Genomic DNA, 23,731 nt, shown 5'->3' with positions numbered 1-23,731 from the left:
AGGTTGGGGCGTATCTCAGATGGAAGAACGCCGATCCCAAACCCATCCGATGGCAGTTCGACAATTCCCAGGCCCGCGTGAAACTCAGATCACTATATCCGTCCGTTTAAGGTTTATGGGATACTAGCCCATTCCGAGAATACGCGGCACGTGAACACGCACCTGCAATTGGACGGGAAAAGGCCGAAACCTACGCGAACACGGGTGGTGAATGCCTCTAAGATGCGGCACAGTGCCCTACATCAGCTGAAAAGGCTGACTCTAATCTCAAGAAGCTGGTCACTCCAAATTGGATCCGTGCTGGGGGGCACGATCGGGGCGAGACCATCAAAATAAACGCGGCGCATCGGGGGGTGCGCCGCGTTTTTGTTTGCAGTGGGTTGCCGATATCGAGCAGCTCGGCCTTCCGTAGCCGACGTCGATCGACCGTCCACCTACCAGCTCCCGGAAGCGCTTGCTCCATCGCCGGGCTGCGATCCTCCAACGAGTCCGACGCAAGGAAGCGCGACATTCTTTTCGGATCGGCTATACCCTCGAGACAGGGCGAGAGGGCTGGAGCCTATGGACCTCGGAAGGGAATGAAGAAAGGGCACCGTCCGAGCAGTGGGAGAATGGCGCGAGGGTCCTCGATCGTCCACTGGGGCGACTGGCCCCGATGCATCCGCTCCGCGAAAGCATTACGCGGATTTACTTCTGCTCGCTGAGCCCCTCCCCCTCCCGGGAACCCGCATAGGGGCGGGGTTCGCTGCATCGATCGTGCTCTCCGTTGGAGACCCAATATTCGTCGTAGATGCTCGGATCGGCAACCACGGCTCTGGCCACCGCATTACCCTACGCGATCGCGTGTCTAAAAAGAGCGGACAACTCTATCAGATCCGGCTATTTCCCCGCTCGTCAACCGCCCCCCTACGGACGACAAGCACACAACCCCCATCGACCCCGCTTCTCTCGCATCCCCCCGTGCCCAGAGGATCGGGGTCGATACTTTTTGGCGTCTCAGGGGAGAGCGCATCGACCGGATCCGCCACGTGGGCAGCCGACCAAGATTGGAGTAGCCGGGGCCCTCTCGCACAGGACTCGTTGCGACAAGTCCCAGCCTCACGTCCTGTGCCGAAACGTCGCGGCGATGCCCAGGAATCAAGGCTATCGGGGCGCTTCCCGTCGCGAAGCGCTGTCCTCACCCCAAGAATTCCTCGGAGAGAATTCTGCAGTATGCTCGGTTTGTCGGCCGGAATTCGACCCGCTAAAACTCCGGAAGAGCCTCGATTCGCCAAAACCTGCCCATTTGGGGGGTAGGCACGGCGCGATGCGTTCTAAAGAAACTCTGCTCGTAGTTCCCGCTGAAACCAATTGCCTTCACCGGACCGATGACGCGACATATTGCACGAATTAAAAGGTTGAGAACGTTCCTGTTCACCGCGCTCCTGACTTCGCATCAGGTCTTTGCCGGAGGGCCGAAAGTGGTGAACATCATCAATTTCATCCGTGGTACCGAACCGCGTTCAAACGTCGATTTGCTGAAGCCGGTGGTTGAACAAATCAAGCTCGCAAAAAAACACGGGCTGCCAACCACGTTCCTGATTCAATACGACGCGTTGGTGAATCCCGATTTCGTCAATCTGCTGAAAAGCGAATTGGGACCGGACGATGAGATCGGCGTCTGGCTCGAAGTCGTGCAACCGCAAGTGGAAGCCGCAGGCATGGAGTGGAAGGGCCGCTGGCCATGGGACTATAACGCCGCCGTAGGCCTGACAGAAGCCTATGCGCCCGAAGACCGGAAAAAGCTGATGGATGTGCTAATGGAGCGCTTCAAAAGCGAGTTCGGCGACTACCCGAAGTCGGTCGGCTGCTGGGTGCTGGATGCCCCAACGCTGAACTACCTATCTGACCAATACCACATCGTCGCGGCCTGCAATTGCAAGGACCAGAGTGGCACCGACGGCTACACGCTATGGGGTGGCTACTGGAACCAAGCCTATTATCCAAGCCGTATCAACGCCTTCATGCCGGCTCAAACCGTCGAGAAACAACTCAACGTGCCGATCTTTCGGATGCTTGGCAGCGATCCGGTCTATCAATACGATCACAATCTTGGAAACGGCGTTCAGGGCGTCATTTCGCTAGAGCCGGTTTACCGCCCGGGCGGCGGCTCGCCCGACTGGGTGCGTTGGTTCTTCGATGTGAACTTCAAAGCGCCGAACCTCGCCTTCGCCTACACCCAGGCCGGCCAGGAGAACTCGTTCGGCTGGCCTGCCATGGAGGCTGGCCTGAAGGATCAATACCAATTGATGGAGGAACGAATGGCCGCGGGGGAAATCCGGGTCGAAACGTTGGCAAAATCCGGGGCCTGGTACCGCGAAAATTTCGAAACCACCCCGGCCACCGCAGTCGTCGCGATGGATGACTACGACGACAAGGGTCATCGCAGCGTCTGGTATGAGAGTCGTTTTTACCGCGTGAACTTTTACTGGGAAGGCGACGCCTGGCGCATCCGGGACCTGCATCTTTTCAACGAGCAATATCCCGAGCGGTATTTGAAGAACAAAGTCACCGGGTCCACGGCGACCTACGACACCCTCCCAGTGATGGATGGCTTTCATTGGAGCACCTCGTCTGACTTTGCCGGCTTCCGCCCCTTGGTCAACACCCTCAGTGGCACCCGTCAATTGCTGGTAAACGGCGAGCCTACCGTGACCGAAGTCGGCACGGATGGCTTGCTAATCAGCATGCCAGTCACGACTGGGGGCGAATTGAAAATCCATTGTAATCCTGACAATCTCAGCATGGAGATCACCGGGGCCAGCGCACCCTCCGATTGGGGAGTGGAGCTGGCCTGGAGTCCGCAGCAATCCACCTCGATCGTCACCTCCAGTGAACGGACCATTGGCTATCAACACAATAACTTCGGCTACGCCCTCCGCACCAACGACGCAGTGGTTTCCGAAGGCATCAAATCATCCAGCCTGCTCATCCGGCCGGACGACGCCACAGTGACCTTTGATTTCGACCCCGCCAATGCAAGCGCCTACTGGGACACCAATGGTTCCAATCCCGGAGCAGGCGGACCCGCTACCGCGGGAAACTGGAATGATTCCGCCACCAACTGGACGAGCTCCACTGCTGGTACGGACGACACCGTAGTTTGGCCGGGGGGCGGACACAGAGCGATCTTTTCCGCAGGCACCGACACCAGCGGCATCTCCACCGTCGAAATCGCGGGCGAACAAGACGCCGAGGGCGTCCTTGTCGAGGAAGGTGACGTGAACCTGAGTGGTGGATCATTGAACCTCGCCACCCCCGCCGTGGTCCGGGCGGAAGAAGGAGCCAGTCTCACGATCAATACCCAACTAACCGGAACCAGCGGTTTATTGCTGGAAGGAGATGGAGTGATTCAGCTATCCGGCGAGCACCCGCTTTCCGGCCCCATTGGCATTACCGCGCCATCGCTGACGCTTGCTAGCGGGACCAGCTTCCCTTCCTTGAGCGACCTCTCGCTGGGCAGCGGCACATCCATCCAGGCCGACAGTGTTTTGCTGGGCCTCACCGGAACCATGAGCCTGAACGGTGCCAGCTTCATCGGCAGCGGATCCACAACGATCCGAGCACAAAACCTGACTCTGGAAACGTCTAGCAATCCCTCCTCGCTCACCTTGACCGACCTGGCGGCGATTCATCTAACCGCTGAGTTCCCGTCCCAAAGCACCTTCCAGATCGACGGCGGATCTATTTTCCTCAGTGAATCAGCATCTCTAACGACAGACCGTTGGACCAATCGCGGCAGCAACCTTACCCACACTCTGGAAATCTCGGATGCCGCGCAACTGATCATCAGCGATGACTTCGTTCTCGGAGCAAATCCAGGCGCGGCACTCACCGTCAACCAAACCGGCGGCACAGTCACCAACACCGGCACCACCAACAATCCAGGCGGCGACGATGCATCCAACCGCTGGGGGCTCTGGAGCGGTGGCGCCAACGTCACCTACAACATCAGTGCTGGATCCCTGAATCTGCCAGGTGCCCCCCTTTATCTATCTTGGGACAGCCAGGCTTCACTAAACATCAGCGGGACCGCCATGGTGAATCTGAAAGGAATCGAGCTCGGCTGGGGCGGACGCAGCCAGGTATCCGCCGTGCGGCTGACCGGTGGAACGCTCAACATCGGCTCTGCGGGTGTCACCAGTGGCGCGGCCACCAACAAAAGTTTCGTCCTCGGTGGCGGAACACTCGGAGCCAGCGCGAATTGGGCATCCACCGTCCAGGCCCACGTCACGGCGGCTACGAGTATCGAGAACCCCAGCGGAGACATCGCATTTGAAGCCGGTATTTCTGGGACGGGAACCCTGACGAAATCCGGCAGCAGCGCGCTTATCATCTCTGGATCAACCCCCTACACCGGCACCCTCAATGCCATGGAAGGAACCGTCCGGATTGGCAGCAGCTCGCCGATGAAGGTAAATCTTGCCGCAGGTGCGGTGATTGCGGCAGGCAACACCTATGCGCACGGCAGCGGAAGCATCGCCAACCTCGACCTCGCCGATGGCTCCTCCTCCACCTTCCGAATCGGCAACTCTGAAAACAGCCTAAACGTCTCAGCAGCCGGAGGGTTGGTGACAGCTGGCATCCATCAGGTTCACATTGTCGTTGCGGCGGGCGCGGTTCCCGGAACCTATCCGTTGTTTTACTACAACGATTCCATCGGGGGCGATGGAGCTGCCGCATTCTCTCTGAGCAACACTCCAGGACTGGTCGCCAGTCTGGTGGACAACACCACGACCTCATCGATCGATCTGCTCGTCACTTCCGTCGAGCCTGCCGAAGAAGCTGGTGCCATCATTCGCGAATTGTTCGATGGCATCGCCGGAACACCACCGGACACGTCCAGCACTCTCAACGGAAAAGGCAATACCGCGACCACCATCGGCCTGACGGGAACCTGGCTGACGAATGGCGGCAACGGAATTTTCACCGCCAGCAATTTCAACACCGGATCGGGCCTTTCTGGACTCGCACCCAGCCAAACCGAGGATGGCGCTGTCTGGAACAACTCCAACAGCTGGGGAACCAGCATTTATGCGACCCGGCCGCTGGCGGAGCCAATCGACTTTGCAGGTGAACGCATCCTCTATTTCAGCTTCCGCGCCGACAACACCGGTGACTCCAACATGGGCATCGGGCTCGCTTCCGGACCGGGAGGAACAGCGGAATTCATCGGCGCCGGCCTCAGTTGGGACAACGCGCGCTCGATCGCCACAGGAGCCGTCGATGCAGGCAACAGTCCATTCATCAGTTACGGTACCCTTGGGAGTGACAGCGGCCCCTATGGCATCCGTAACCATGGACCATTGGGAAGTGTGAACGGGAGCGCCCTGATTGTCGGACGAATCAAGCTGAATGCCTCCGCACCGGATCAAATCGACATCAAATGCTACGGACCAGGAGACACCATCGGAAGCGACCCATCTGCCATCACTTGGACCGCCAGTGACAGCGTCGACACGTCCATGATTGCGACCCATTTGTTGCTTTGGCTCAACGGCTCCGGTTCCAACACCACCGGGGAACTCGATGCCATCCGCTTCGGCGACACCTGGGAGTCCGTCACGGGCGCGGCCGACTCCTACCAGGCATGGATCCGCGAGTCCCCTTATTTTCTAACAGGATCCGATGCCGCCCCCATGAGCGACCCGGATGGCGATGGCATTCCGAACGCCATCGAGTTCGTCACCGGAAGCAATCCAGCCACAACAAACAACGGCAGCCGGATGCCCACCTGTGCGCTCGTCGGGGATTACTACGAATTCTCCTACCGCCGCACCGAGCGCTCCAACGTCCAGCCCTATCCCTTCGTCGAGTACAGCACAAATTTGATCTCTTGGTTTCCTGCCGAAGAGGGAGCCTACGGCGTGGTCATCAACGAGGACAACGACCAGTACGGCCCCGGAATTGACAGGGTGATGGTCAGAATTCCCCGCACCCTGGCCTGGGGTGAAAAGTTGTTCACCCGCTTAAATTCAAATCGCTGATCCGCACCCCAACACAGAGAAGCGAAAAAGCCAAAGCACCGTATCAAATATCGTCTTCAGCTTGGAGGCTTCCCCGTCGACGGAGCAGTTCAAAGATAAGTTTCGAGCGGCTAAAACAAGGAACAACGGATGATCCCGGGCCCAGGAAGTTCGTCTTAGGCAGAGTGGACAAATTCAAAATCGGATCCAATCGGCTAAGGCAGCGAGGTTTACGAACGCCATGAAGGTCTCCGCGCGGCGGTCGTAGCGAGTGTTGACGCGGCGGTATCGCTTGATCCGAGCAAAGAAGTTCTCCACCACGCGGCGCTCTCGACCGATCTGGGGGATATAGAATGGTTCTTCCTTGCGGTTGGCCTTTCCGGGGATGAGCGCCACGCCACCGCCCGCCTTGATGTGCGTGCGTAAGGTGTCGTCGTCGTATCCCCGATCGCCGAGCACCACGACATCCTCGAGGTCGCCGAGCAGTTCACGTGCGGCCTTCGACTCGTGCTCGTTGCCGGGTCGCAGCAGCAAGGCGAGCGCCTTGCCCTTGCGGTTGACACACGCGTTGACTTTGGAATTCCGACCTCCCTTGCTCTTGCCAAGTCCACGTTCTTCCGGGGCTTGGCCGAAGCGGCAGGCGTCTTGGTGAACCTTGACGAAAGTCGCGTCGATGACCTTGAAGCCGTCGTTCCCATGCTGCTCGACGTGACGGGCAAGCAGGGCGGCGAAGACCCCTTTGTTCGCCCAGCGCAGATGAAAACGGTAAACGCTGTTCCATTTCCCAAAGCGCTCCGGCAATTGGTTCCATTGGCAGCCGGTGACCAGGATCCACCAGATTCCGTCGAGAGTTTTTCGAAGATCCGCAGGCTTACGGCCCTTTTTGCAAATGTTAGATCCCGGCTTGGGCGAGTTAAGTTAATTTTTTTAGGCGCTTGAAGAGCACGTCCGGCATCGCGTGGGCGAGATGTTTCATGGTCGGCCTTCATACGTGCGAATCGCTGCAATTCAATCAGTTAAATTTGTCCACTCTGCCTAGGCGGATCAAGCGACCGCAGCCCGTCTCGGCGTCTTCTAGCCAGTGTTCTTCTAGGGGGATAGAAGCGCCGCTATGGATCTTTTTTAGGCGGCCTGCGGTGTCGGCTTCGCGGCTCCATTGATGATGGATAAGAAACTGTTCCGGGAGCATCGACGCGTCCGCCGTCATCTCGGACCAACCGTGAGAACGCAGCCAGGCTTCTGCCTGCCGGAGAAGTTCCCGACCGATTCCCCTTCCACGGAATTCGCGCCGCACGAAGATGGACAGCAATTCACCACTGCGGCAGCAGGCAAAGCTCGCCGCTATGGGAATAGCGTCGTCCCCACAAGCGACCCATCCCGTATAGGCTCCAGCCGGTACCCAATGGTCGGCAGAATGGGCCCGAGCGATCGCTTCCAGCTGCGGCGACAATGTCCGCCAATGTGCGAGGTCGCTGCTTCGAATCTGTCGGAAAGCGATCATCAGCGGTTTTACAGAGTTTGATGCGACAGAGCAGGAAGATGGGCTCTACACGGAGATGCGCCTAGAGGTGGACGAAGATGCCTGAAACAGGCCCGAGAGCAATCCTATCCCGAGGTGCGGATTGCTTTTTCCTCTTCGGATGCGGTTCACCGATGCTACGGGCAGCGGGCGGCGGCAACCTCCGTGAGGAATAACTGCCCTCGGAGGCTTTAGCGAGGGATTGCGACTGGAAGAGGCAGGAGCCCATTGCGCCACCGGGGCGGTGCTAAGGAATCGACTTGAGAGGGTCGTTGCCCCAATAAGAAACCCGGAGTGCTGTTCCGGGATCATGAGACTGAAGAGAAAGAAGGAGCATCTGGAGAGCTGCCGCGCCCCGGAAACGCAAACCAGAATTGCAGGCCTCAAGCTCGAACGGAATGGCGCGTCACCGCCCACAAGTCAGACGGCACCGATGCAACCCTTTCTCAATTGCCAGCGGCAGGAAGAAACCCTAAGGCCATGGATGTCACGAGCCGAGGAAGCACGCAAAAAGAAGGTCGGGTAATCCTGAGTTCCCAGCCCGGAAATTCGCGAAAATGCCGCCGCAGGTTTTCATTGCCCCAGTCCCCCATGAACCGCCCGACTGCGATTTTCCTAAACGGCACTTCGAGTTCCGGAAAGACCACGCTGGCAACTGCCTTCCAAGACGCGATGGTTTCGCCGGCCCTGTATGTTTCCAATGACAAATTCATTTTTATGGCCCCGCGCCACGTCCTTAAGAACGACTCGGTAAGGCCGTCCGTGCTACTTCCCCTCCTCTCAGCATTCCACCAATCCCTGCCAATCATTGCCCGTTGTGGATTTCCGATGATCATCGACCATGTCATCGAGAAAAAGGACTGGATGGATGAAATTGCCCTCGCCCTGAAGGATGTCCCTACATTTTTTGTCAAGGTTACCTGTCCGCTTGAGGAACTGGAAAGAAGAGAGATCGCTCGAGGCGATCGCCAGATTGGATTTGCCCGGATGCAGTCGACCTTGGTTCATGGCTTCTGTGACTACGACGCGGAGGTGGACACCTACCACCAAAGCATTACCCAGAATGTCGCGATTCTAAAAGGCCTCTTGGAATCCGGTCGGGAGCCGGTAGCGCTCGACCGCTACCGAGGCAAGTTGGCTCACGAATCGTGACGGGCATCGTCCGCTTTCCCGCCCCTACCCCTGTTGGGGCGGTTCAGTCGCATGCGGTAGTTGGTCAGCAGCTCTGAACCGACGTTGACCTTCTGCTCACAAACCAACTCAAATCCGAGTTTCTCAAACAGGCCCCGAGCGGGAATCGATGCCTCCACGAATACCGCCTCGCAGTTCATCTCAAAGGCGGTCGTAATCGCATGCCGGACCAAGCCTGCCATAATCTCCCGCCTCCGAAAATCGGGGTTCACGTAAGCGCAGTCGATGTGACCATCCGGATCAAGCTCGAGAAACCCGGCAACGGTCCCCTGCACGACGCTCACGAAAGGCCGCTTCAACTCGCACCGTTTCCGCCAGTGCTCCGGGTTGGGCTCAAGTCTGACCAAGCAAGGCACTGCTTTAGCGTATAGGCTTCACAGGCGATTTCATGGACTGCCCGAGAGAATATCTCGGCGATCGCAAGATGGTCGCCACGTTGGTAGATAAGAATAGTGGGTGGCCTCATGGAGCCCGGGAGGAACGTCGGCAAGAGCCTAGCCTTCCTACACCCGCTCATCCAAGCCCCGCGAGGGCCAAAATGATCAAATCGAGAGATTCCCGGCTTCAGTTCTTCTCCTGTCCGACGACGGCGTGCGTCTGAAGGTCGGTTCGATTTTTTTTGTCCGATTCCTGCGCAGTCTGGGTCTCCGGAAAGGCCCGATGGTGAGCTGCTGCGCGACTTTGCGGAGAAGCGCAGGATGGAGGATGCGTGCCCTACTTGTGTTCCGTGACCACGGGCTCGCTATCGCCACGACCGTGCGGATCTGTGGAAACCGCATGGATGCGGAGGAAGCGGTTCAACAGGGTTTCGCCATTCTGGCCCGCAGAGCTTCCAAAAACGCTGAAATTAATTGCCTGGGGGCTTGGCTCCACCGCGTGGTGGTTCACGAGGCGGTCAGGATCCGCAAAAGGCAGCATAGCCGGAGGAACGAGCAGAGACACGACGGCCAGTCGGTGGTGGTAGCTGGGTGGTGGTGACCGCCTATCGCGCCTCGGCTTCAGATGGCCTCATAAAATCGCCTCATCCGCACGTTTTGTTCATGCACACCAGAACTAGCTCGAAAAACATCAAGAACGATGCGCCATGGCGAAACGCACTGCATCCCTAACACTTGCACGAACGACTCGATGAATCCTCTCTGTCACGATTTGTCCAGAGGACCTACCCGGGCGTACCTAACGAATTTGTCACGCCGGAGAGCCCCATTCCTTGGCATTCTTGATGCAGCAGATTTCTTGCGGTCTTCATGGCTCGTCTGGCACACGAAAGCCCCCAAGGCTCCACTTCAAAATCGATTTTTCATCCCCATGAATCTTTACCTCCATAGGCGAATCTTCAGGTTCCTCCAAGGCCTCTTCAAGCCGAAGTGGCGTCGCCAATACGAAAGGATGTCGAGGCGGCGCCAACGATGATACGTATGCGTAGCCTGAAGCCCCGTGCGGTCGCCATTCCTGTTGCGTTTCGAGCTATTCCCCGTCCGGCTTCGCAGGGGGGCACTCCACGGACTCGAGCGTCTTAAGAAGAAACTCCCCCTCTTCAACCTCTCGCAGCGTCCTCACCACCCTTACATCGTGAAGCTGAAGTTCCCGCCAGAGTTCTCGCAGCTCGCGACCGTGCAGGACCAATTCCCAGCCAGTGAAGCGGAGACGGATGCAGTCCCCTTCCCAATCGCAGCCAAGAAAGGATGACCACGGGAGCATCTGCTGCTTGCCCGGGAGCTCGACGGTAAGGGTGGGCGTCCCCATTTCCACGTCAAAGCAGGTGGGGGTCTTAGCGTTCACGACGGCGGAGTTGGGCTCTATGTTGCATCCCTGCCAGTAGCCGACCACGCGCTCATGCTCGGAGTAGTAATCGTTCATGGACAAGTGGCGGCCCATGTAATCAGCACCGCCCCGGATTTGCGTGACGGTGATCATGAGCGTGAGGCCTCAATGGGCCCGCTCCCCTCGTAGTGGAACTTCTTGATGCGCTTGGTGGCGGGAGGAAGCGGCCTGGCCGCCTCCGGCCTTGAAGTCGCGACTGAGGTTTCGACCATGCTTGGAGTGGCCTTGCGGATGCCGCGGACCTTGCAGAACTGGCGAACCCCTTCGGCGCTGATCGTGACGTTCTGTTCGGCGAACCAGGCCGCGATCCTCTGGCATGGCCAATTGGCGGAACGCATTTCCGCGATCTCGCGGCGCCAGGGTTCAAGCCGACTGACTCTCGGAGGGCGATGGTGCTCGAAGGACATCACCTCACCATACGAAAGCGGTGGTTTGCCGGCCCGGAAGAACGTTGTCCAAGCCTTGGAGGATTCCTTGCCGCCACCTTTGCTCACCCTTGCATGAACCTTGGATCGGACTTGGAACGGATCTTGTCGTCACCTTGGAAATCCTAACGCGCAGCGTTAGGGTATTGTGTCTCGGCGCTGCTGCTCCTCGGTGCTGCTCAGATTCTCAGGTTGAGGTTTGGGCGGTTGGTGGCCACGGGCGCAACCTGACGGGAGTGTCCGCAGCCGAATATCAGGGATGAAGCTCAACAGCAGCCGAATTCGCCAGCATGCCCTTTAGATCGATGGAGGTGCCATTTCGCGCTCCAGCTCGCTCACGGAGCGGAGGCGGATTCCGATGCCGGTCAGATCGGCATGGTCCCTGGGTCCGAGCCTGGAGAGAGCGTCGGTCACGGCAATGAGGCGGAAGTCGCGCTCGCTCGCCTGATAGAGGGTGGCGCGCGGACAGTTCGGAAAATTGCAGCCGCAGACGACCAGCGTATCGACCGCGAGGGTCGCGAGCAGGTCCTCCAACACGGTTCGAAAGAACGCTCCCCAGCGGGGCTTGTAGACGACGAATTCATCCTCCGCCAGGCGCTGGGCTTTCCCGGAGAGCAGAAGCTCCGGGTCGAGGGTCTGAGCAGGATCGATCTTCAATGGGGTGACGAGTTCCGCTCCGGACGTGGCGGGCCGGACAATGGAGGCACCGGCGGCGAGGCGTGCGCGACGACAGAGATCCGCATTCGATCCATCCGGGAGATAAAGGCGGACCACGTGAATCACCGGCAGCGCCGCTCTTCTCCAGACACCGACGAGTTCCGAAACCTGGGAGACGACCTCGCTCGTGCCGGCAACACAGCCCGGAGCACCGGGTAGCACGAAGTCGTTCTGCATGTCGATCGTCAGCAGGGCGGAAGTCGAGAGGCGGGGTTCAGTGGGGTCCATGTCCGGAGGAGATGAAGGCGGGTGAAAGCACGGCCCCTTGGGCGGCGCTGGAAACCATGGCGGCGTAGCGGGCGAGGTAGCCACCGCTTTCCCGCAGAGGCGGCTCTTTCCCGTCACCACGACGGCGGTCGAGTTCCGCTTCTGTGACCAATAGATCGATTTTCCGGGCGGGAATATCGATGGTAATGCGGTCACCGTTCTCCACCCAAGCGATGGGACCACCCGCGGCGGCCTCCGGTGAAACATGGCCAATGGCGCCTCCGCGGGTCGCACCCGAGAACCGACCATCGGTGATCAGCGCCACCGAGTCGATCAAGCCCCGCCCGGCAAGGGCGGAAGTGGGGGCGAGCATCTCCTGCATGCCGGGGCCGCCACGTGGTCCCTCGTAGCGGATGACGACTACCTCACCCGCCTTCACTCCGCCGGTAAGGATTCCTTGGAGGGCCTCCTCCTGGGACTCGAACACAACGGCGGTGCCGGTGAAGCGCATCATGGCGGGGCTCACCCCGGCGCTCTTCACGACGCATCCTTCGGGAGCCAGATTGCCGTAGAGCACCGCGAGACCGCCTTGCTCCGAATAGGCATGGGTTACCGGCCGGATCACCTCCTCGTCATCGACCGAGGCATGGTCGAGGATTTCTCCAAGGGTGAGGCCGCTGACAGTGAGGCAATCGCGGTGGATGGCGTCGTCCAAGTCGCCCAAACTCCGGAGCACGGCGGAGATGCCGCCGGCACGGTGCAGATCCTCCATGTGATGGACGCCCGAAGGTGCGAGCTTGCAGAGATGGGGCGTGCGGTCGGAGATCGGGTTGAGATCCTCCATGGAGAGCGGCACCCCTGCTTCGCGGGCGATGGCCAGCAGGTGAAGCAGCGTGTTGGAGGAGCCCCCCATGGCGACATCGACGACGAGCGCGTTCTCAAAAGCCTCGCGGGTGAGGATGTCGGAGGGCTTCAGGTCGTGCCGGACGAGCCGGACGATGATCTCCCCTGCCCGGAGGAAGAGAGCGCGGCGAGCCGGATCGGTCGCCAGGATCGTTCCGTTGCCGGGCAGGCTGAGACCGAGGACCTCGCTGAGGCAATTCATCGAATTGGCCGTGAACATGCCGGAACACGAACCGCATGAGGGGCAGGCGTGGCGTTCAATCTCGTCGAGTTCGGACTCACTGACCCGTCCGTCGGAATAGGCTCCCACGGCCTCAAAGACCGAAGTCAGATCGAGGACGTCACCGGTGCTGGGATTGCGCCCGGCCGCCATCGGCCCCCCGGAAACAAAGAGCGTGGGCAGGTTCACGCGGGCGGCTCCCATCATCATGCCCGGCACGATCTTGTCGCAGTTTGGGATGCAGACCACGCCATCGAAGCAATGCGCGCGTAACATCGTTTCCATCGAATCGGCGATGATCTCGCGAGAAGGCAGCGAATACTTCATGCCACCGTGTCCCATGGCGATGCCGTCATCGACGCCGATGCAATTGAACTCGAAGGGCACGCCGCCGGCGTCACGGATCGCCTGGCGAACCCGGCGTCCGACCTGGTCAAGATGGGCGTGGCCGGGGATAATCTGGACGAAGGAATTCGCCACCGCGATGAACGGCTTGTGCCAATCGTCTTCGCTCTGGATCGCACCGGTTGCCCGCAACAGGCTGCGGTGGGGTGCCCGGAGAGGCCCTCTCTTGATCGTATCACTGGGTCGCATGACAGGATCCTGCGGCCAGCCTCGCCATTATAGAATGACTTGTTTTGCTCGCTGGTGATACTTTTCCGGTATGGATTACTCGCTCCGAGAACTGGAATGCTTCCTCGCGGTGGCGGAACAACTGTCGTTCACCAGGGCCGCGCGGCGACTGCATCTGGCGCAGCCGCCCCTCTCCCGCCATGTGCGCATGCTGGAAGAGAGGCTGGGAGCGAGTTTGTTTGTCAGGGAGCCGCGGAGGGTGTCGCTGACCGAGGCGGGAAGAGCGCTCTACGAGGAGACGAAACACGTCCCCGCATTGCTGACGAGAGCCGGCGAACAGGCCCGCCGTTGTGCGGAAGGCGAGAATGCCCAGCTCCGGCTGGGCTTCGTGAGCGCCGTCATGAATGACGAGCTGCTGAAGGTCTTCGGGGCGTTTCGCCAGCAGCATCCCGGAGTGGAGATCATGCTGCAGGATCTGCCGCCGCACGAGCAACTCGTCTTGTTGGCCGAAGGGCGGATTGACGGTGGATTTGTCGGCGTGATGCCGGAGAAGCGACCCGCGGGACTGAAGTTCCTGCCTTGGTTCGAAGAGCCAGTGGTATGTCTGGTTCCGGCTGATCATCCGCTGGCGAAACGACGGAGGGTGAAGGTGGCGGAACTCCGGAAGGAAGCCTTTGTCGCCGTATCGCGGGAAGCCGCCCCGGCTTTTGCGGATCAAGTGCAGAAGCTTTGCCGCCGGGAAAGCTTTCGACCGCGGCTGGTCTTGGAATCCCACCGGGCCCAAGCGGTGGCGCTGATGGTCGCCGCGGGCTCCGGAATCGCCTTCCTGCCCGCGACCGTGGCTCATCTGGTGAAAGAGTTTGCCGTTGCCCTATCGCTGGAGGGGGCGCACAAAGTCCGGCACGCCTTTGCGATGCGCGAAGTGAAAACCAACGCCTGGGTGGAGCGGCTCGCCGCGACCTTGAAAAGTTGAGACCAGGGCGGAGGGGCTTTGCGCTGGCAACCACGATCTCACCGCTAAGCAGTCCTGGAACGGAGGAGAGCTTTTGGCTCAACCCCGTTCCAGGGTCTGCGGCAGGAATTCAGGACGGAAAGATCCGCACCTTTCTCGCGTCATCTCCTCGTCATGCCTTCCATGGAAAAATTCCGCTCGTCGTGACGAGCGGCATTCGACAAACCTACCAGCTGGCCTGGTAATAGACGCACTTCCATTCCGCCTCATCGGTGGAATCTTCCAGCCACTCGATGGCCTTGGTAAAGGTTTCAATGGCTCCCCGTTTTTCGTCCTCGTCGTTCTGACTCTGGCCGAAAAAGAACCCTTCGGTGAAAGGCAAGCGGTTCTGTTCAATTGCGAGGATGACCGTCCTCATGTCCTCCGCCTCGAGGTAAACCTGCTGGCAGCGATCTTCACCTCTGGCGAATTCCTCGATGATGAAGCCGTGGAGGTTCGGATGTTTGCGCCAGTAGCCGAGATCGAGTTCCCGGCATTTGACGCGGAAGCCATCTCGTAGCTCGACTTCCTCCTGATGTTTGAAGCTCCACACACCGACCTGTCCGGTGAGATACATGTCCAGTCCCATGACTGTCTCCTTTCGTTTGGGTCAGCGGGCGGAATTGCCTGCCGACAGGCGCGGGGGCATGCGGGTTCTGGGGCCGTGACCACGCTCTTCTCGGGAGACCGCGAAGCGGCGGAAGGGCGTTGGCACGGACTCATGGTTCCGCGTGAGGATCACCGCGACCGGGCAGGCAATCCGGCGGCTGACTGGGAAAGTGACAGGCAGGGCCTCGAAGGTATTGCGAAACGGAGCAGCGTGGCGGGGCCACCCAGAAGGGTTTCGGTCGGCTGCCAGGCTTCAGGACAGGAGGGCTTGGTAGGAAGAAGAGCGCCGACAGCAATGGACCATCCCTCACCGGATCGCCACAGCGAGCCCATGCCACGTTCAGGAATTGCTCTGCCAAGGATCGATCAACTTCACTCCGCAGCCTACGAAATCCTTGGTGTTTCGGGTGGCGACCGAGGCGTTGGCGATCTTGGCCATGGCCGCGATCATGAGGTCCACCGCGTCGATTTCGTAGCCCTTCCTTTTGCGTTGCGCGGCGATTTCCCCGTAGGCGACCGCGGCGGGCTCGTCGTAGGTGAGCAATCGACCCTCGAAGCCACGTGCGACGAAGGCGGCGAAATCCTTCTCCAGGCCGTCGCGTCTCTTGCCCCGTGAAAGAAGCCGGATGCCGTACTGGATCTCGCCGACGGTGACGGTGGTGATGGCGAGGTGAAGCGTTTGCTGGCGCTGCAGCCAGGCGGCGACCCGCTCATCCGGCGCGGCCTTCATGAGTTCCGAAACGACGTTGGTATCGAGGATGATCATGAATCGAAATCCACGGCGGGACGACGGGAATGACGGGGCGGCAGCTCAAGCTCGACTCCCCGGCCGCTGCCGAAGAACTCGCGGGAAAGCTCGAACAGGCCGGCGGCTTTCGGGCGGCGCGCCTGCGAGGCTTCCTGCAGGACCTGGCGGACAAAAGCTTCAAGAGAAACGCCCTGCTGCGCGGCGCGCACGCGCAAGGTCTCCTTGGTCTGGTCGGGCAAATCCCGGATCGTGATGTTGGCCATAATTGACTCCTTCTCTGCTATCATTGTATCGGATGCAATCATTGATGTCAAGTTTGGCGGAACCCCGGAGAGCTTCGCTGGCCCCCATCCACGACGCCTAAAGAAAGGCCGCCCGGGGGGCGGCCTTTCGGCCGGAATTCAGGCGACGATCCGACCCGCCCGATGAGCTTCTTGCGCATACTCGCTGAGAGTTCCTTTCGCTTGAAACCATCGATCCCGTTCGACGGGCAGGCCGAAGTTGCCACGGAGTGAGGCTAGCTCCGAAAGCCGCACCGAACCGAGTTCCGCCACACCCAGCCCGAGATCGCACAAGCCGAAGGCGATGCCCGACTGGGGAGGCCTGGTTCTCGGGGTCAAGGGCGACGAGCACCGCTTCGTGCAACAACTCCTCGAACACGCCGGTCGGTCCCACGACCTGGTCCATCTGCAAGTCCGTCCACCTGGGGCATCGACCCGCTGGCAACCGGAGCAGCGCTACAATTTGCTGTCGGACCGCAGCCTGCCATGGAGCACCCATGCCAAGATTCTGACCGATATTGCCGCGAGCATGAGTTCAGGCCGGCAGCACCCCTTCTTTGGAACCATGGCGCAAATCGCTCTCACCCATGCCATGGAAACCCTCGACCTGCTGGGCGACCCGGTCAACGGATGCAAGCGGTGATCGATCGTCAGGCTGCTGAGATCGTCGTGCTCAAGCAGACCATCGACGCGCTGTGCCGCCGCATTTTCGGCAAATCCAGCGAGCAGCTCGATCCCGCCCAGCTCGAACTCTTCGAGCCGCCAAAAAAAGTGCCCGACGTCGGTCCCGAAGACCCCGGACCGGCGGCTGAGGAGCCCGACCATCGCGTGCCGCGCCGCAAGCAAGCGCGGGCTCCACGCATTCCCGAGCCCCTGCCCGTCGTTGAGGAAATCCTCGACCCGCCCGAGGTCCTCGCCTGCCCCGAGCAGTGGCGTCGCATCGGCGAGGAAGTCCGCGAACAGCTCGACTACAAGCGCGCCGAATTCCGCCGCATCCGGCTCATCCGCGGAAAATATGTCCGCAAGGGCGAGCCGCTCACCAAGCCCATCGTTGCCGAACTGACGCCCTGCTTGCTGGAGCGCTGCATCGCCACTCCCGGACTGATCACCGAGATCATCGACAAGGGAAATCAGAAGGCGGTACGGACCACGCTTACAAAAGAAAGGAGAAACCATGACCGGAGATTTTATCCCATCATCCGAGCTGATGCTGGCTCTGGAATGGCTGGAGCAGTGTCCGGATGAGGTGAGTCAACTCCTCGCGCCTTGGCCAACCGATGGAACGCGCCATTGAGGCGCGTGGGCGTTTTCTCGCACTGGCTCTTTGGGGCCTACTCGAAAGCACCCTCGGGCACTCCGTTCCCTGCTGCGCTCCAACGGCTTCCTTTTATCTGAAGGAGGTCGGCAAACGACGCCACGTGGTCAAGAACTTCTTCGGGCGTACCAAGCGATTCCGCCGGATCTGCACACGCTACGACCGACTGTCCGAGACCTACCTCTCCTTCGAGGCGGGCCTCTTTTTTCGTCCCGATCACGCGTCCGAAACGCAACCCACCATCCAACGGCCGCAACCCGACGCGAGCGCATTCGGTAGGAAAGCATCATGTTCCCCCGATCATGGGCATTTTTCCACGGCTCCAGCCCCCTGCAGATCCACATCCTTCGGTCTACCGAGCGGAAACAGAGCTTGCCGGTCTTCTCCCCCACCTGCCGTCGCGGGCGCGGGTCGTTCTTCGCGCGGCGGGCATCGCCGTTTCCTCTCCGATGACCGGGCTCGATGGATCCACGGGCCTGACCCTGACGGCGGACAGCCAGCTCGTGCTGCACTTCTTCCGCTGCCCGATCGATGACACTCTGACTGCGGCGCTCAGCGACGAGATAGGCACCACGCCCCTGTCGCTTCATTTTCCGGAGGTCCCATGGGTCTCGCCCACCACGCGGAATCTCATCCTCCGCGCCCGGGCCGAACCGACCACTGCCCCGGGCATCTGGTCCCGTGGTGCCGGCGCGTGGCTCGACGAGGGGCTTCACGACAGCCTCCAACTCCAGACCGAGACCCTCTATCTGCTATCGGTCATTGATGAGTCGCGCTCCATCCACGTCAGCGCTTCCGCGGCCGGTTGCTCGATTGAAACCAGCTTCCGCCCGACCTTCATCGATCTCGACGGCAGCCTGTTGCGCATCGCTGACCGCCATGGCCGGCACGCCGTCCACCTCCACCCCGGGCGCGTCCGAGCGCACCAGGATCACGACCAACTCCGCCTTCACTCAATTCCCGCATGACACCCGCCCTGTTGGAAAAACCCATCCGGCTCGACCCGAAGGCCGGCGATCTGGCCGAAGCCCTCGCCGCCCTCGGGCCCTGCTGCCTCCAAACGAGAACCCGCTCGATCGAACTGTCCACCTGGGCCGATCCCGCGGAAACCGTCATCACCGCCGAGGGGCACCTCTGGTTTCCCTCCCTCGGGCTCGAACTCACCTCCGACAGGATCGAAGGCGTGCATGCCTCGCCACTTCCCCAACTTCCAGATCACGCCGGAATCATCGAGCTGGATTCCGCCGACGGCCTCGGCCGGGTCGGGTTCGCCGTCGGGACCGATCCCGCTACGCGCGCCCGCTTCCACCGGTTGATCGGAGATTTCGGGCTTGGAGAAATCGAGAACCGGGAACTCGTCGAGTGGCGCCGCAGCCTGGATTCTGGCTTCCGCATGTGCCCGTGTTGCCTGGAGGCCGCGCGGAAACGGCGGGAGCGGCCCGACCTCCACCCGCTCGCCGACATCCTCATCCACTCTTCCCAGCTTGGAATCGAACTGCTGGTCGAATTCGGCCACGACGCCTTCACCCATTCCGTCTTCATGACGCCCGGACCGGTCCACTGTTCCGGAGGTATCGCCGTCACCTCGGTCGATGCCACCTCCATCCTGCGGATCGACCCACTTCTCCTGCACGCCCTCTGCATCTCACCGAGGGCCGTGGATGGCGAACTGCGAACCGTCCTTCACGCCTTCAATCCCCTCGGCCAACGCATCCTCACGCTCTCGTGCCCGGATGCCGACCAGCTCATGATCTGGCAGGAATACGCACGGACCCCTGATCGCTGATTTCTCTCTCGTGCGAAAAGGATGAGCAGCTTTGCAGAGTTCATGCCTTGTCAGCTCTGCCCAGCTCCGCTTTCCTCGCCCCAACGCTGACGCAGGGATGCATGGAATCCGGTGAAACTCCGGAACAGACGCGCTGCGGTAACTGGTCACGAATTCCCACACAGCCAATCTTCGCGCAAGCGGGGGTGAAGGCGGGAAGGAGGCTTGGCACCAGGAGTCCGAAAACTTCATCCCCTCGGTCGCCGTTCGTTTCCGCGGAATCCGAGCCGCGGGAATCGTCACGCTCCCTCGCGATCCAGGGAGTGACGGGAAACCGGAGCCGGTCCTTGTCGCCGGCTCGTTCTCGCTCGGCCATTACGAGAACCAACATAACATGAACATCCGATACGTCGTCGCCGGTGCGCTCGCCGCATGCCTGCCTGCCCATGCCGTCACCATCACCTTCGAGGACCTCAGCCCCGGCATCGCTTACGCGGGCCCCGGTGGCGGAACCTATGAAGACGGCTCCAACCTTTCCGGCTCATTTACCTCGGGCCCCCTCACCCTCCCCAATAGCTACAGCTCCACCTACGGCTCTTGGTCACAATGGTCATACTCCACGACCACCGACAGCACCACCCCCGGCTTCCTCAACCAATTCAGCGCCTACGCGGGTTCGGGTGCTGCTGGCAGTTCCACCTACGTCGTTGCCTATGGAGGTGGTGCAACCATCCCGATCCCGAGCGGCTACCACATCGATTCTCTCCAGATCACCAACACCACCTATACCGGGCTCTCGATGCTCAATGGCGACTTTTTCGCCAAGGCATTCGGCGGCACCACCGGTGAGGATCCCGATTTCTTCACCGTCACCTTCACCGGCAACCTCGGAGGTAGCCCCATCGGAAGCGTCGACTTCGCCCTCGCGGACTTCACCTTCACTGACAACTCGATCGACTACATCGTCGCTCAATGGACCGAACTCGATCTGAGCTCCCTCGCCGGGGCCGACGAACTCGTGCTTACTTACGCCTCAAGCGACGTTGGAGCTTATGGCATCAACACACCGCTTTACGTCGCCATCGACGATGTCGTCCTCAACGCCGTGCCGGAGCCCGCTGTCCTTCTGCTCGGATCGCTGGCTCCCTTCGCCCTGCTCCGCCGTCGCCGCTGAATCGGGAGAGCGTCCCTCCCCACCGCTCGCTTTCCCTTTCCCGTCGTGCAACTCCGGTTTCTCCTCATCCTCGCCCTCGGTCCCTTACTGCGGGCCGGGGCGCAGGAAAGTGGCGGGGAAGGTCGTCTCGATCCTCTGGTAGTCGAGGCGGAGGAGGAAAACGAGGACTCGGTCCTGCCCGGGCACCCCGCCGGCAACGCGACCGTCATCGGCCCGGAGACCATTGCCGAATCCGGCGCACGCACCGTCGCGGACCTGCTCGTCAGCCGGGGCGGGCTACGTCTCACCAGCACTTCCGGCAACCTCGACGACTCGTCCGTCCACCTTCGCGGCTTCGGAGAAAACTCAGCCTCCCGCGCGCTCATCCTCGTCGATGGCCGCCCGATCAACCGCGCCGACATGGCCTCCGTTTCCTGGCTGGAAGTCCCGCTGGCCCGCATCGAACGCGTCGAGATCCTCCGCGGTAGTCACAGCGCCCGCTTCGGCGACAACGCCGTCGGCGGCGTCATCAACCTTATCACCAAGTCCGGAAGTACTACGTCCACCGTCGTTGAGGCGGCGGGCGGCAGCGACGGCACCCTGATCGCCCGCGCCTCCTACCAGAACAGCTTCGACGGCCATCGCCTCGGCTTCGATTTCGAGAACAACATGACGACCGGCTGGCGCGACAACGCCTTCAGCGAGCTTGAGAGCGTCGGGATCCGCTGGGACAAGGATTTCAGTGACCGCCTCGCCGCCGACTTCTCGCTCTCCTGGGCCGACGAACGCGGCGGCATTCCCGGCCCGCTCACCAAGGAGCGCTATCTCATCGACCCGCGACAATCCATTTACGTCCAGTCCGGTCAGGCCGACCAATACTTCAGCGGGCAAAACCGCTGGCTGGCTGAAAGCGCGATCACTCTCGGTGACGGCGACGATCTCGCCTTCGAAATCCCCCTCTCATACTATCAGCGGGACCTGGCGTGGAACTTTGGCCCCGGCTTCCACACCGACAACCTGCTCGAAACCACCACCTTCAATCCGCGCCTTACCCTGCATCGCGACACCTGGTCGGTCGAGGCCGGCGTGCAGTTCCGGCGGGACACTCTCGATCTCCAGCAATACGCGGAGATCCAGCGCTTCAACCGCACCGCCGACGCCTCCCTTTCCCGCGACATCCTCGGCGCCTACGCCAGCGGCGAGTGGGAACCATGGAAAAACTGGCATTTCAGCGCCGCCGCACGCTGGGAGACCTCGTCGGTCAATGCCGCCGCACGCAGCTACCCGTTTCCTGCGGACCCTTCCCTCAACTTCGTCCGCGGTAACGACGAATCCAACACCGCCCTCCAAATGGGTGCCCGCTGGGAACCCGCCGACGACCTCTCCCTCTGGTTCCGCTACGACCGCCTCTACCGCCTGCCCTCCACCGATGAAATCGCTTCCTATCAAGGCTTCCCCTTAACTGTTCCCTTCAACGACCAACTCCGCGCCGAAACCGGCCACAACTTCGAACTCGGCGGCGAATGGGCACCCGGACACTGGACCCTCGGCCTCAACACCTTCGCCCAATGGCTGGAAGGCGAAATCATCTACGACTTCAACCAGAACCTGAACGTCAACCTTGCCGACACCCACCGCGTCGGCCTTGAGTCCACCCTTGGCTATACCTCGGCGAGGTGGAGCGCCGACCTCCGTCACACCGTCCTGCAAGCCAAATTCGAAAGCGGCCCCTACACCGGCAAGGAGGTTTATCTCGTCCCCAACCACGAACTGACCGCCACCTTCTCCTGCCGCCCCGTCGATGACGTGTTGCTCCAGGCCGAATACCAATGGATCGGCAGCTCCTTCGAGGGGAACGACTTCTCCAACACCGCCGAGAAGCTCCCCGCCTACGACGTGATTAACCTCCTCGTCCGCTACGAGCCGAAGCCCGGCCTATCCCTCTACTTCCGCATCAACAACCTCCTCGACGAACGCTACGCCACCGTCAAATACAGCGGCGTCTGGTATCCCGCCGCCGGTCGCCAATTCCTTCTCGGCATCCGTCAGGAGCTCTAGGAGATGGGACGCCCCACGTCCCTCGCACCCACCCTCAGCCGAGTCTACTTTTTCCGTTATCCTCATCACCACGCCACAGGCAGCCCCACTTTCTTCATGGAACACCACCTCACCCTCCTCTTCCTCCCCACCCTCGCCCTCGCTGGACCCTATCCCGGAGTCGCCGGGACCACCGGCAGTGGTGCCATTTCAAAATCCGATCCCGCCATCGTCGCCTGGGCCGCCGGCCACAGCGAGATCATCTACGGCAGCGACGTCGATGCCACCTGGCGCACCCCGATCAAAGCGACCGGGCCCGCCGCGGACGACGTCTACGATATCGTCTGCCTCGGCAATGGCGGCCGCATCACGATATATTTCCCGCACCCCATTGCCGCGGGCCCCGGGCCCGACTTCGCCGTTTTCGAGAACAGCTTCAGTCACACCTTCCTCGAACTCGCCTTCGTCGAGGTTTCCAGCGACGGTGTCCATTTCCACCGCTTCGCCAACGACTCGCTAACGGCATCTCCCGTAGGCGCTTTCGGCTCGGTCGATCCCACCAACATCTCCGGCTTCGCCGGGAAATACATGCAGGGCCACGGCACGCCCTTCGACCTCGCCGACCTGCCCGCCGATCCCACCCTTGATAAACAGCGTATTATCTTCGTCCGCCTCATCGACATCATCGGCGACGGCAACACCAAGGACAGCAGCGGCGACCCGATCTACGACCCCACCCCCACCATCGGCAGCGGCGGCTTCGACCTCGATGCCATCGCCGTCCTTCACCAGGACGACGGCCCCTTCGCCATCACCCGCCACGGTTTCAACGCTGGAAACTATCGTCTCGAATGGCAGAGCAACCCCGCCAGCAGCTACCGCGTCGAGACCTGCACCGACTTGGAAGATTGGAAACCTGCCGCCACCGTCCCCGCCTCCGCCACCACCGGCCTCACCGATTGGACCACCGCGGCATCCAACGACCCGAAGCGCTTCTGGCGCGTCATCCGCCTCGCCCCTTAGGCTGCCCGCTTGGCTGAGAACCCTTGCAAGCGCTCCCCACCGTGAGCGCGCCAAGGACCCACTCTATGCTCCTTGACCCAACGAGCTTGGGGGCTTTCCCCAAATGCATCTCCTTCCTCGCAGTCACCTCGCGGCCACGCTGAGTTCAAAGAACCTCCAGCAAATGCGACTTCTTGCTTCGACTGGAGGTCGGCGTCAGCGTGGGAATCCAATTCTTCTCACCCA

21 protein-coding genes, 1 pseudogene and 1 riboswitch are annotated in these 23,731 nt (G+C 60.9%); of the genes and pseudogenes, 11 read left to right on the top strand and 11 right to left on the bottom strand.

What is annotated here, in order from left to right; translation table 11 throughout:
• Positions 1-1,397: 1,397 nt before the first annotated feature.
• Positions 1,398-6,026, top strand: coding sequence for a beta strand repeat-containing protein (locus tag ABXH26_RS06060; protein ID WP_353566141.1), 4,629 nt, complete (start codon positions 1,398-1,400; stop codon positions 6,024-6,026).
• A gap of 174 nt (positions 6,027-6,200) precedes the next feature.
• On the opposite strand, the gene ABXH26_RS06055 is transcribed toward ABXH26_RS06060, so the two are convergent.
• Both ABXH26_RS06055 and ABXH26_RS06050 read right to left on the bottom strand, forming a co-directional pair.
• Complete coding sequence (locus tag ABXH26_RS06055; RefSeq protein ID WP_353566149.1) at positions 6,201-6,896, bottom strand: IS5 family transposase; 696 nt, start codon at positions 6,894-6,896, stop codon at positions 6,201-6,203.
• A gap of 121 nt (positions 6,897-7,017) precedes the next feature.
• On the bottom strand, positions 7,018-7,506 hold the full coding sequence (locus ABXH26_RS06050; protein ID WP_353566140.1) for a GNAT family N-acetyltransferase: 489 nt from the start codon (positions 7,504-7,506) through the stop codon (positions 7,018-7,020).
• A 609-nt stretch (positions 7,507-8,115) separates the two neighbouring features.
• Between ABXH26_RS06050 and ABXH26_RS06045 the strand changes: the two genes are divergently transcribed.
• On the top strand, positions 8,116-8,676 hold the full coding sequence (locus ABXH26_RS06045; protein ID WP_353566139.1) for a chloramphenicol phosphotransferase CPT family protein: 561 nt from the start codon (positions 8,116-8,118) through the stop codon (positions 8,674-8,676).
• Here ABXH26_RS06045 and ABXH26_RS06040 read toward each other — a convergent pair.
• Positions 8,664-9,071 (bottom strand): GNAT family N-acetyltransferase, encoded by a 408-nt coding sequence (locus ABXH26_RS06040; RefSeq protein WP_353566138.1) that lies wholly within the window; start codon positions 9,069-9,071, stop codon positions 8,664-8,666. The two genes, ABXH26_RS06045 and ABXH26_RS06040, sit on opposite strands and share 13 nt — an antisense overlap.
• A gap of 304 nt (positions 9,072-9,375) precedes the next feature.
• Between ABXH26_RS06040 and ABXH26_RS06035 the strand changes: the two genes are divergently transcribed.
• On the top strand, positions 9,376-9,693 hold the full coding sequence (locus tag ABXH26_RS06035; protein ID WP_353566148.1) for an RNA polymerase sigma factor: 318 nt from the start codon (positions 9,376-9,378) through the stop codon (positions 9,691-9,693).
• 489 nt (positions 9,694-10,182) lie between these two features.
• Here the strand turns inward: ABXH26_RS06035 and ABXH26_RS06030 are convergent, their stop codons facing one another.
• From ABXH26_RS06030 to ilvD, 4 genes are all read right to left on the bottom strand, one after another.
• A complete protein-coding gene (locus ABXH26_RS06030) occupies positions 10,183-10,632 on the bottom strand; it encodes a hypothetical protein (RefSeq protein ID WP_353566137.1) in 450 nt (149 codons plus the stop codon).
• Positions 10,629-10,877, bottom strand: a complete 249-nt coding sequence (locus ABXH26_RS06025; RefSeq protein WP_353566136.1) for a hypothetical protein — start codon at positions 10,875-10,877, stop codon at positions 10,629-10,631. The genes ABXH26_RS06030 and ABXH26_RS06025 overlap by 4 nt, the downstream gene beginning before the upstream one ends.
• 384 nt (positions 10,878-11,261) lie before the next feature.
• Positions 11,262-11,909 carry a cysteine hydrolase family protein gene (locus tag ABXH26_RS06020; protein WP_353566135.1) on the bottom strand — a complete coding sequence of 216 codons (648 nt, stop codon included), beginning with the start codon at positions 11,907-11,909 and terminating at the stop codon, positions 11,262-11,264.
• Positions 11,896-13,605, bottom strand: coding sequence for a dihydroxy-acid dehydratase (ilvD, locus tag ABXH26_RS06015; RefSeq protein ID WP_353566134.1), 1,710 nt, complete (start codon positions 13,603-13,605; stop codon positions 11,896-11,898). Before ilvD ends, ABXH26_RS06020 begins: the two co-directional genes overlap by 14 nt.
• 70 nt (positions 13,606-13,675) lie before the next feature.
• On the opposite strand from ilvD, the gene ABXH26_RS06010 reads away from it, so the two are divergent.
• Positions 13,676-14,557 carry a LysR substrate-binding domain-containing protein gene (locus ABXH26_RS06010; RefSeq protein WP_353566133.1) on the top strand — a complete coding sequence of 294 codons (882 nt, stop codon included), beginning with the start codon at positions 13,676-13,678 and terminating at the stop codon, positions 14,555-14,557.
• A gap of 205 nt (positions 14,558-14,762) precedes the next feature.
• On the opposite strand, the gene ABXH26_RS06005 is transcribed toward ABXH26_RS06010, so the two are convergent.
• The 4 genes and pseudogenes from ABXH26_RS06005 to ABXH26_RS05990 all read right to left on the bottom strand — a co-directional run.
• Positions 14,763-15,164 (bottom strand): hypothetical protein, encoded by a 402-nt coding sequence (locus ABXH26_RS06005; protein WP_353566132.1) that lies wholly within the window; start codon positions 15,162-15,164, stop codon positions 14,763-14,765.
• Positions 15,165-15,524: 360 nt separating this feature from the next.
• Positions 15,525-15,950, bottom strand: coding sequence for a type II toxin-antitoxin system VapC family toxin (locus ABXH26_RS06000; RefSeq protein WP_353566131.1), 426 nt, complete (start codon positions 15,948-15,950; stop codon positions 15,525-15,527).
• Positions 15,947-16,195 carry a FitA-like ribbon-helix-helix domain-containing protein gene (locus ABXH26_RS05995; protein WP_184022348.1) on the bottom strand — a complete coding sequence of 83 codons (249 nt, stop codon included), beginning with the start codon at positions 16,193-16,195 and terminating at the stop codon, positions 15,947-15,949. The genes ABXH26_RS06000 and ABXH26_RS05995 overlap by 4 nt, the downstream gene beginning before the upstream one ends.
• 138 nt (positions 16,196-16,333) lie before the next feature.
• Positions 16,334-16,519, bottom strand: a pseudogene (locus tag ABXH26_RS05990) (DUF2958 domain-containing protein); the annotation flags it as partial.
• On the opposite strand from ABXH26_RS05990, the gene ABXH26_RS05985 reads away from it, so the two are divergent.
• The 7 genes from ABXH26_RS05985 to ABXH26_RS05955 all read left to right on the top strand — a co-directional run bounded on the left by ABXH26_RS05985 (position 16,518) and on the right by ABXH26_RS05955 (position 23,506).
• Positions 16,518-16,856 (top strand): hypothetical protein, encoded by a 339-nt coding sequence (locus tag ABXH26_RS05985; protein ID WP_353566151.1) that lies wholly within the window; start codon positions 16,518-16,520, stop codon positions 16,854-16,856. The pseudogene ABXH26_RS05990 and the gene ABXH26_RS05985 sit on opposite strands and share 2 nt — an antisense overlap.
• On the top strand, positions 16,853-17,458 hold the full coding sequence (locus ABXH26_RS05980; protein WP_353566130.1) for an IS66 family transposase: 606 nt from the start codon (positions 16,853-16,855) through the stop codon (positions 17,456-17,458). Before ABXH26_RS05985 ends, ABXH26_RS05980 begins: the two co-directional genes overlap by 4 nt.
• 519 nt (positions 17,459-17,977) lie before the next feature.
• A complete protein-coding gene (locus ABXH26_RS05975; RefSeq protein ID WP_353566129.1) occupies positions 17,978-18,496 on the top strand; it encodes a hypothetical protein in 519 nt (172 codons plus the stop codon).
• On the top strand, positions 18,493-19,314 hold the full coding sequence (locus ABXH26_RS05970) for a hypothetical protein (protein ID WP_353566128.1): 822 nt from the start codon (positions 18,493-18,495) through the stop codon (positions 19,312-19,314). The genes ABXH26_RS05975 and ABXH26_RS05970 overlap by 4 nt, the downstream gene beginning before the upstream one ends.
• Before the next feature lie 103 nt (positions 19,315-19,417).
• A riboswitch (cobalamin riboswitch) is annotated at positions 19,418-19,540 on the top strand.
• A 147-nt stretch (positions 19,541-19,687) separates the two neighbouring features.
• Positions 19,688-20,467 carry a DUF4465 domain-containing protein gene (locus ABXH26_RS05965; protein ID WP_353566127.1) on the top strand — a complete coding sequence of 260 codons (780 nt, stop codon included), beginning with the start codon at positions 19,688-19,690 and terminating at the stop codon, positions 20,465-20,467.
• 45 nt (positions 20,468-20,512) lie between these two features.
• Positions 20,513-22,504 carry a TonB-dependent receptor family protein gene (locus ABXH26_RS05960; RefSeq protein ID WP_353566126.1) on the top strand — a complete coding sequence of 664 codons (1,992 nt, stop codon included), beginning with the start codon at positions 20,513-20,515 and terminating at the stop codon, positions 22,502-22,504.
• Between the two features lie 96 nt (positions 22,505-22,600).
• Positions 22,601-23,506 (top strand): PEP-CTERM sorting domain-containing protein, encoded by a 906-nt coding sequence (locus tag ABXH26_RS05955; protein WP_353566125.1) that lies wholly within the window; start codon positions 22,601-22,603, stop codon positions 23,504-23,506.
• The last annotated feature ends 225 nt before the right edge of the window (positions 23,507-23,731 follow it).

This window comes from Haloferula sargassicola (genome assembly GCF_040362925.1).
Taxonomy (GTDB): Bacteria; Verrucomicrobiota; Verrucomicrobiia; order Verrucomicrobiales; family Akkermansiaceae; genus Haloferula; species Haloferula sargassicola.
Note: the sequence above shows the minus strand (reverse complement) of the source record. Positions and strands in the feature narration are given on the sequence as shown.